The sequence below is a fragment of the Roseburia sp. CLA-AA-H209 genome (assembly GCF_020687575.1).
In the GTDB taxonomy this organism is placed as follows: domain Bacteria; phylum Bacillota; class Clostridia; order Lachnospirales; family Lachnospiraceae; genus Roseburia_C; species Roseburia_C amylophila.
Genome location: NZ_JAJEQU010000032.1, coordinates 1 through 8,511, shown reverse-complemented (window position 1 = coordinate 8,511; position 8,511 = coordinate 1). Strand labels below are relative to the sequence as shown.

Genomic DNA, 8,511 nt, shown 5'->3' with positions numbered 1-8,511 from the left:
ATAAAGAAAGCAAAGGAGGTTACTATGAGTAATACAATTAATGTGAACTATATGACACGGGCTTACAATCAGTACCAACAGAAAAATGCGGCTAAAGATCAGGAGAAGGAAGATACAAGGTTTGCGGATAGTGTAAGAGAAAAGAGCGAAGCTAGTGGAAGTATAGTGGGCAATTCAAAAATAGGTTCTGTGCCTGCTAAAGATATGACGATGGTGGAATACAAGCAGTACATTTACAATAAAATATCTCAAATTCCAATGCACCCCACAAGAGCAGGCGAATCAATATCTGTTACAATTTCAGAGGCGGGTTTTGAAGCGATGAAGAATGATCCAGAGTATGAAGCATGGGTATTAAATGATTTGCAAGTGGGTTGGTCACAACCGGATAAATGGTCCGGTATATGTGGAGGAGCGTTTTCTACAATATATTATGGAGCATCAAAAGAAGAATGTCATGCTGAGATGTGGAGTGATGGTTATAACAATGGGAATGGTGGGAAGATTTTTAATGATAAGTCAAAAAATAGTTTTTGGGAGCGCAGAATAGAAAATAAAAAGAGAATAGAAAATCAGGTAAAGAAACAACAGGAAAAAAAGCGGATTCAGAAAAAACAAGCGGAAAGAACAGCTTATGAAGAATATGCGCAAAATAAAAGGTTATCTGCTCAGGATGCCAGAACTCGATTGGTGGCTGAGAGTAGTTCGTCTGCTAAGACTGTCACAATAAGTCAGGCAGTAGCTTCTTATGAGGCAAATTTTACAATGGCAGTAAGCGTATCGAACAAAACCCAATAGCCTGCAAATAAAAATCAAGGCTAAATAGAAAGGAGAGATGCAGTATGGGAATTAATGGAGTATCATCGTATGCCAATACATACACATACGGAAATGTAAAAAATGAAAATGTAAAGCCATCAAAGAATAGTGAAAAGAATTATTATGCAGGATACACTATGAATTCAGCCAATAAGTTTAAAAATGTATCAGACTATTCAAAGTATTTGACTAACAAGTATAAATGTTTGACTCCATGCAAAAATGCTTCTGTATTGATTGACAGAAGTGTAATGCAAAAGGCATGTGGAGATGAAAAAACTGCGAAATGGCTTGAGGAAAATTTAGCAATTATGCCAGATGTTATACGAAATGCACAGAAGGCGGCAATAAGTCATGGTAGTAAACTGATATCAGTGGAGTTTAAGTTTACGAATAATGGAACCGAAATGACAACCTGTGGCATTTTTGGAGAGACTGGTACGGATTCAGAAATTGACAAATGGCTGGAGAGAATGAAAGAGGATAAAGAAAAAGAAGATAAAAAAACAGAAAATATGATTGCTATAGAAGCGACAACTAAAAATAAGGTAGGTTTTGATACATATGCATAGTATCAATTTCTATAATTTTGAAGAAAGAAAAGATTACAAACAAGGTTAGGAGAATCCGATATATAATAAGAAGGTTGGTGATATTATGAATATATTTTTTAACAGCCGAATAAATGCTAATCAGTCATTGCTTAATGTTCTGTTTGGTCAACAGCAAAAAGCGGCAAGCAGTCAAAACACTGGTTGTAGAGGCACAAGAGATACCTTAACGATAAGTGCATCGGGAAAGGAAAAACTGACAAAAAGTACAAGTGGAAGAACACATAATACAAGTATTGACAGCAGCATTGACTTAAAGTCCTATATAGCTTCAGCAAAAAAAACGAATCAAGAGCTCATTGAGAATGCAGGAACACAGATTAATGCGAAAACAAGTGAATATATGAGTACAGGTAAAGCATTTAGGGCGGCATTAACGGAAAAGTATTCTAAGCTTGCCGCAGAAGCAAAAACACATTCTAACCCAGAAAATTATATTCATTCCAAGTATTTTGATAAGAGTTCAGAGTATTACGAGACTAATTTGACTGATACAGAACGTAGGATTGCATATAATTATGAGATGCAGATGTGCCGGACAGGAAAAATAAATGGTGTAAATTATCAGGATTCTTTGTTCAGGGGAATTGAAGTGGACGGCGACAGTGTAGATTCGGATAAAATCCAATTTGAAAGAGCATTGGTAAATTCACAGATTTCAAATATTTTAAAGCAGGCTGGTGTAGATACATCTCCTATTAAGGAAGAGTGTACTTTTACTGTCGATCCATACAGTTACGAGATAACGGTAGATGGTGTGGATGAAGAAACAAAGGTGTTGATGCAGAATGCTTTAAATGTAGGTAATAATGGGAAAAATCTCTATAAGCATATCTATTATTGCTCAACACAAGATGGCTGTGAGAGTTCTCAAGTAACAGAGGAATCAAAGATGAAATACGAAGCATATCATCAGGTTTATAGTTATACAGGATATGAATTAGACAAACTTGAGGAAAAAAATGGGACATATTATACGGAGTCGGGAGAGAATATATTAGACTTAGTGGATAGTGCAGTTGAAAGTTCCGGAAAAGTTCCGAAAGAGTTTAAGCAGCAAATGAATAATTGGATACATGACCTGGTTTCAACTATTTCAACCAGAGGATGGAACAATGTGCCAGATATGACTTTAAGCATTTTATATGGAAAGAGCAGCTTAAAGGATATGAACCAGTTGATTACATACCAGTATGAAGCTGATCGTATGAACAGACAATGGTATTCTGTGCTTTAGAAATATAATATTTTTTTGCAAACTGGTTGAAAAATTACGAAAAAAGGAGAACCCTGTATGGGAATTGGAATCATTCAGAATCATAGTCAGTATAAGAATATTTGTGGTAATTATACATATCATATGCCGGCTCCGGTATGCCAATCAAAAATGAAGGACTTAGGTGATGAATTTGTTCTGACGGAAAAAATGATGGAGACAATAATCTTTATCGTAATGCTTTTACGGGGGCATCTACAAGTGCAACAGTAAAAGGATACGGTTCGGGAGTTGTGGATTTATCGTTATTGAACATTGGCACCAATAAGAACAATCGTTTTATTGGTTCATTGAGTAATGACAGGGATGAGGAATATCGTCTGGCTGGCTATGTAGAGGAATTAGATCGTTTTTTGAATAAGGTATCAAATGGGAACGTAACAGTAGATGATTTATGATGTTCTGGCTTATAAAAAGGAAAATGGGACGATTCCAAGATATCAGATTCAGATGGATGTGGGAGGCAATTAAAATAAGTAGTATAGGAAGTCAGTAGTGCGTGAATAAACTGCTGACTTCTTTTTTTGATAGATACAGTCACTCCCAGGAGCGTGTGCCGGATAAAACAAATTAACAGGAAGCAGATAAAGCGATATATGTGATATTCTATTTCACAACAAAAAAAGGTCGGTTCACAACATGGCGGCTGGCTATTAAAAGACTTTTTCCGATATAATAAATATAATTGTATGTAAGTAAGGAAGTGACAAGATGCAAATAGCAGTCTGCGATGATGAAAAATCTATAGGATTGATATTAGAGGAAAAAATAAAGAAATTATTACCAGATGCAGTAATAGAAAAATATTTGTCTGGTGATGAATTGATTGCAAGTGGTTGTGAGCCGGATATTCTATTTTTAGATATTCAGATGCCAGGAATGGATGGAATGGAAACGGCAAGGATTCTTCGTCAGAAAAATGAAAGAATGGTATTGATATTTGTAACTGCTGTGGAGGAGTATGTTTTTCAGGCATTTGATGTTGCAGCATTTCATTATCTGGTGAAACCATTTTCAGATGAAAAATTTGAGGAAGTTGTGAAATGTGCAGTCAGAAGCATTGAAAAATATTCTGAAAATCAATCGGATGAAAAATACATGATGGTGCAGTCCGGAGGAAGCCATATGAAAGTGTTTTTGAAGGATATTGTGTATGCTGAGGTATATAATCGAAAAGTCATTATCCATACACGGGATACGAATATTGAATATTATGGAAAATTGCAGGAACTGAGTGAAATTGCGGGAGCAGATTTTTTTCGTACACACAGAGCCTACCTCGTACATTTCAAATATGTTCAGAAATATGATGCAAATTGTGTGACGATGGAAAATGGAACTGCATTGATTGCAAAACAGAATTATTCTGAGTTTGTAAAACAATATTTGAAATATAATCAGAGGAAAGGAAAAGAAATCGGATGAGTTTGGTAGAAAAATGCTGGATGGTTACATCGAAAATTTCTGTTATTGCACTCCTTATGATTACAGGAATCTATTTTGGAAAATTTGTTTGTCCCTATATAAAAAAGAAAAAAGGGGCTGTGGCAGTCAGTATTGTTTATATTACGATTATGCTTGTTTTATATATGATTCCGCCACAGATTGATAATTTTTCCGCATATCTGATTGGAGTTATAGCAGCGTTTCTTGCAATGTATGTAGAGGACAGAAGAAATATATATCAGAAAATATTTCTTGCAATTACGTTCTTTTCTATCCGATGGTTAACGGTTGCAATGGCAGGCAGACTTGATGATCTTGTTACAAAAGCACTTGTATTTCGGAATATGAGTGCAGAAAAAGTGTGGTTGCAATACGGACTATATGTTGGAACCAGAGTTTTGGATATTGTACTTTGTATTGCTTTTATTGCGGTTGCAATAGGACTGATCAATAAAGCGTATATATACAAAAAAGATGAAATGAGCGTCAAAGAGATGGTAATGCTTATTATACCTTCACTTGTAGGCGTCACTGGGTATGGCATTTTACAATATTATCTCATGATATACGAAAGAGATACTGGAAAGAACTTGATTGATACATATGGATTTTATGGAGCTTTAAGCTTTTTACACTATCTGATTTCCATAGTTGCTATTCTTGTTGTGATTGTAATGTTTCAAAACTGGAAAGAGATGCAGGAAGAACAGCGGGGACAAGAGCTGGTATTAAATCAGATCAGTGACATGAAAAAGCATATCGAGGAAGTCGAAAAGTTGTATCGGGATATCCGCTCCATGCGCCATGATATGGGAAATCATATACAGACACTGGAACATCTGGTGGCACATAATAATATGGATGATGCTACAGAATACTTGGAACATCTGAAAAATGAATGGGACGAGGTATCTCCGGAAATAAAGACAGGAAGTCCGGTAATTGATGTCATTTTGATGGAAAAGCTGAGAGAAGCAAAAGAAAGGCAGATTCGGTTTCTGTCGGATTTTCATTATCCGCAGAATACGAAGTTAAATGCATTTGATTTGAGTGTGATCATGAATAATGCCTTGAATAACTGCATGGAAAATGTAAGTGGAGATGATCCGTATATCAGCATTTCTTCTTTTCGGAAAAACAGTATCTTTATGATAACCATAAAAAACAGTTTTGGGGGTCAGCTTAATTTTGGTGATAGCGATTTGCCAGAAACAACCAAATCTGGGAGGGAACATGGAATGGGTTTGAATAACATTCGCCGGGTTGCCAGAATGTATATGGGAGATATATCTTTGGAGCAGGGAAATGAGGAAGTAATCCTTAGCATTATGATGCAGGTAGAATAAAGAAATAAATTGGCACTATGTATTTTGCAAATTACAGAAATATGTAGTGATTTCTTGATGCTTCACAACGAAAAAAGGGCGGTTCACAACATCACGGTTTATTGTGAAGAAAGATATGCCGAAAGAAAAAATAAAGAGAAATCATGTTATGCAGATTTTCAGGAAACGGATTTCAGAGTATTAGCTCAAGGAGGACAACGAAATGATGAAAATTAATGGATTTAACGGAACGAATACGCAGACAGGAGCAATAGGAATGGCACAGGCGAATGATTCTGTGAGTAAAAATATTCAGAATCAGATTGCAAATGCACAGCAGAAATTGCAGGACTTATCATCAAATGAAGAACTGTCATTAGAGGATAAGATGAAGAAACGTCAGGAGATACAACAGGAAATTACAAATCTCAATCAACAGTTAAGACAGCACCAGATTGAACAGAGAAAGGAACAGCAGAGTAAAAAATCATCTATGGATGATATGGTGGCTGGTACAAAAAATACATCTGCAAAGAAAGGAACAGGCTTGTCACAGGCAGGTATGCGGGCAATGATTTCCGCAGATTCATCTATGAAGCAAGCAAAAGTGCAGGGTAGTATGGCAACACAGATGGAAGGAAGAGCCGGTGTGCTTGAGTCTGAAATCAAGCAGGATGCTGGAAAAGGCAATACCGAAAAGAAAGAAGAAGAACTGGCAGATTTGCAGGCAAAAGCGCAGTCTGCAACAGTAGCACAGATGTCTTCACTTTCAGATGCAAATAAATCTATGGAAGAAGCAGCAAAGACAGACAACAGTACAGATGCAGCAGAAACAAAGAAGGATCAACCTCAGAAAGCAGAGAATACACAGGAAAATGCAGATACGACAACAGATGCATCAGATAATGCAGATATCAAAACAGAAACAGCAGAAACAATAACAAATCCAGCATCAGAAAGTGGACAGTCGGTAGTATATACACCGATAGATATACGTTTATAGTTCAGAAAGGAGGCTGGTGTTATGTCAGAAATCAAAAGTTTTAGTGATTATACAAGTAAATATAACAGCAATGTAGATTTTTCAGCGTTGTTTAGTGGAACGTCAGATAGTTCATCAGTAGGCAATACAAATATGCTTTCTGATTATGCTGCAATCAAAAATGGAAGCTATGGAAAACTTATGAAAGCATATTATGCAAAACAGGATGCTGAAAAATTATCAGGAAAAGGTGATACTTCACAAAGACTTACCTTGATGAAAACAAGTGCAGATTCTCTGAAAAAATCAGCAGATGCTTTGAATGACTCTTCTCTTTTGGAAAAAAAGAAAATAAAAAAGAAAGATGAAAAAACGGGGGAAGAGATTGAGGTAGAGGATTATGACTGGGATAAAATCACCAAGGCAGTAAAATCTTTTGTTGAAGATTATAATGATGTAGTTAAAGAAGCCGGAGAATCTAATACAAAGGATGTATTGCGAAATGCTTCATGGATAACTGGAATGACAGACAAAAACAGTAATATGCTTGCCAAAATAGGTATTACCATAGGAAAAGGAAACAAGTTGGAATTAGATGAGGATGCTTTAAAGCAGGCAGATATCAGTTCGCTGAAAACGGTCTTTACAGGATATAATTCTTTTGTAAGCAAAATATCGCAGAAAGCAACTGGTATATCGAATGCTGCAAACCGGGCGAGTGCAACCTATACAAATAATGGTACATACTCTAAGACGGATTCTTCTTTGACATCGAGCAAGATAGATAAAGAAGTATAGAAAGTGTGGACTAACTTATGGAGGTTGCTATGAAAGTTCAAGGAAATAGATATATTAATAATCCTGAGATGATAAAAAATAAGGTTGAGAAGCAAAAAACGGTTCCTCAGAATATGATTTCGGAAGATGATGTGACAATCAGTGATTCAGCAAAAAAATTAGTGAAGACTGCCCGTGATAAAGTCTCAGAGTTTCAGGCAATGCATTTTTCATCAATCAATGGAGAGATAAAAGAAATACCGGCAGAATACAAGTGTGAGAATTTGTTTCAATTGGAATTAAAGGCATCTTCTATTTCAGGAGATCGAAGTGTCTTTGAGGGACATTCTGAGAATCAGGCTGCGGTTTTTGAGAAGTGGATAGATGAAAATGCGGCAGAATATTTATCAGAAGATGAAAGAAATACATTAAAAGAGCAGATCGACACAATGGTGGCAGCGGTAGATGACTTGAATGCCAGGGAAGGGTATCGTGGTACTTCATTTGAATCGGTATTTTTATTAAGTGCAAGTGAGGCTGGATTAAACAAAATAAATAAAATGTATGTCCCGGAGCAATTACAGGCAGGTTTTTCAGATATGATTGACGAATATGTTCATTTTAATGAGTCGGCACGCAATTCTATCATGGAGAGAATGACACCGGATTATATGGTTGTCGGAATAGGGAGCAAAAAAGAAGCTTATAAGTACAAATCAGAAATCATCTCCGATGAGAGAGCTTTCTATACGAATGAGAAAATGGAAATGACCGGTTTGTGTGACAAATTTTTAAATGATGAAATAGATAAGGATTCATTTTATGATGGGCTGAAAGGTTACTTGAATCATTACTATGAAAACAGATATGAATTAAGAAATCAGCCGGGAAGTGTTAGAGAAAAATCAAACGATATGCTGGACAAATTGCAGCATATGTTTGGCGTTTAATGTTGAAAAAGGGTTTGGTGAATAGCTATGAAGACAGTAACAGATGTAAACACAGTAAACCAGCTGTTGACATATTCAAAGCAGGCAGAGGCAGTAATACACCAAAAAGCAATACAGATGTTGCTTGGAGCAGGAAATAATAAAAAACAGGACAGTTTAAGTATTTCTGATGCTGCACGAGGCTTTTCAAAGCAATCAATAGCTGCACTGATAGATAAAAATGCGAATATTTCTAACAGTGAATTGGATTATTATTTTGCAAACTATAATAATTCAAGTGCTATTTTGGATGCAATCAATTTTGGGGAGAATGTTTCCTGTGGAT

General features: G+C 36.1%; 10 protein-coding genes and 1 pseudogene. All 11 read left to right on the top strand.

From position 1 onward, the window contains the following. A partial coding sequence (locus LKD41_RS15205; RefSeq protein WP_227701645.1) for a hypothetical protein occupies positions 1-798 on the top strand: 798 nt, incomplete at its 5' end. A 44-nt stretch (positions 799-842) separates the two neighbouring features. Then, positions 843-1,391 carry a hypothetical protein gene (locus tag LKD41_RS15200; protein ID WP_006859190.1) on the top strand — a complete coding sequence of 183 codons (549 nt, stop codon included), beginning with the start codon at positions 843-845 and terminating at the stop codon, positions 1,389-1,391. Between the two features lie 85 nt (positions 1,392-1,476). After that, positions 1,477-2,667 (top strand): DUF4885 family protein, encoded by a 1,191-nt coding sequence (locus tag LKD41_RS15195; RefSeq protein WP_227701644.1) that lies wholly within the window; start codon positions 1,477-1,479, stop codon positions 2,665-2,667. Positions 2,668-2,724: 57 nt separating this feature from the next. Further along, a complete protein-coding gene (locus tag LKD41_RS15190; RefSeq protein WP_117699209.1) occupies positions 2,725-2,919 on the top strand; it encodes a hypothetical protein in 195 nt (64 codons plus the stop codon). Between the two features lie 20 nt (positions 2,920-2,939). Next, positions 2,940-3,104 (top strand): hypothetical protein, encoded by a 165-nt coding sequence (locus LKD41_RS15185; protein WP_156454689.1) that lies wholly within the window; start codon positions 2,940-2,942, stop codon positions 3,102-3,104. A gap of 313 nt (positions 3,105-3,417) precedes the next feature. Next, positions 3,418-4,131, top strand: a complete 714-nt coding sequence (locus tag LKD41_RS15180; RefSeq protein ID WP_055943283.1) for a LytR/AlgR family response regulator transcription factor — start codon at positions 3,418-3,420, stop codon at positions 4,129-4,131. After that, positions 4,128-5,498, top strand: a complete 1,371-nt coding sequence (locus LKD41_RS15175) for a sensor histidine kinase (protein WP_227701643.1) — start codon at positions 4,128-4,130, stop codon at positions 5,496-5,498. The genes LKD41_RS15180 and LKD41_RS15175 overlap by 4 nt, the downstream gene beginning before the upstream one ends. 205 nt (positions 5,499-5,703) lie before the next feature. Further along, positions 5,704-6,480 carry a FlxA-like family protein gene (locus tag LKD41_RS15170; protein ID WP_182427205.1) on the top strand — a complete coding sequence of 259 codons (777 nt, stop codon included), beginning with the start codon at positions 5,704-5,706 and terminating at the stop codon, positions 6,478-6,480. A 21-nt stretch (positions 6,481-6,501) separates the two neighbouring features. Next, positions 6,502-7,257, top strand: coding sequence for a flagellar filament capping protein FliD (fliD, locus tag LKD41_RS15165; protein WP_227701642.1), 756 nt, complete (start codon positions 6,502-6,504; stop codon positions 7,255-7,257). A 29-nt stretch (positions 7,258-7,286) separates the two neighbouring features. Beyond that, on the top strand, positions 7,287-8,186 hold the full coding sequence (locus LKD41_RS15160) for a hypothetical protein (RefSeq protein ID WP_227701641.1): 900 nt from the start codon (positions 7,287-7,289) through the stop codon (positions 8,184-8,186). 27 nt (positions 8,187-8,213) lie between these two features. Then, positions 8,214-8,511 (top strand): annotated as a pseudogene (locus LKD41_RS15155) (hypothetical protein); the annotation flags it as partial.

Coding starts and splice junctions, on each gene's coding strand:
- LKD41_RS15200 (WP_006859190.1), top strand. CDS start 843: ATGGGAATTAATGGAGTATCATCGTATGCCAATACATACACATACGGA.
- LKD41_RS15195 (WP_227701644.1), top strand. CDS start 1,477: ATGAATATATTTTTTAACAGCCGAATAAATGCTAATCAGTCATTGCTT.
- LKD41_RS15190 (WP_117699209.1), top strand. CDS start 2,725: ATGGGAATTGGAATCATTCAGAATCATAGTCAGTATAAGAATATTTGT.
- LKD41_RS15180 (WP_055943283.1), top strand. CDS start 3,418: ATGCAAATAGCAGTCTGCGATGATGAAAAATCTATAGGATTGATATTA.
- LKD41_RS15175 (WP_227701643.1), top strand. CDS start 4,128: ATGAGTTTGGTAGAAAAATGCTGGATGGTTACATCGAAAATTTCTGTT.
- LKD41_RS15170 (WP_182427205.1), top strand. CDS start 5,704: ATGAAAATTAATGGATTTAACGGAACGAATACGCAGACAGGAGCAATA.
- fliD (WP_227701642.1), top strand. CDS start 6,502: ATGTCAGAAATCAAAAGTTTTAGTGATTATACAAGTAAATATAACAGC.
- LKD41_RS15160 (WP_227701641.1), top strand. CDS start 7,287: ATGAAAGTTCAAGGAAATAGATATATTAATAATCCTGAGATGATAAAA.